1 pseudogene is annotated in these 245 nt (G+C 64.1%); it reads right to left on the bottom strand.

Annotated elements, in window-relative coordinates:
- Window positions 1–127: pseudogene (locus tag HNW77_RS17435) on the bottom strand (exodeoxyribonuclease VII large subunit); the annotation flags it as partial.
- Window positions 128–245: the final 118 nt, after the last annotated feature.

Genomic DNA, 245 nt, shown 5'->3' with positions numbered 1-245 from the left:
CATATTCCAGCCGGTCGATCACCATCTGGTACGACGAGCGCTCGCCATAGGAGGAAATCTTGCCCGTGGCGATGACTTCCACCCCGTTCTCCGGCTTCAGCCCCAGCCGCGAGACCGTGCCGCGCCATGGGCGGCAATACGCCCGAATTTTCGGTGGCCGAGATTTCAGGCGCCATCCGCCGCGTGCTCGAGGGCACGTTCGGCCGCATCCGCGTGCGCGGCGAGATTACCGAATTCAAGCGCTA

This window comes from Komagataeibacter melomenusus, from assembly GCF_013155395.1.
Taxonomy (GTDB): Bacteria; Pseudomonadota; Alphaproteobacteria; order Acetobacterales; family Acetobacteraceae; genus Komagataeibacter; species Komagataeibacter melomenusus.
This window is presented reverse-complemented; position numbering and strand designations above follow the sequence as displayed.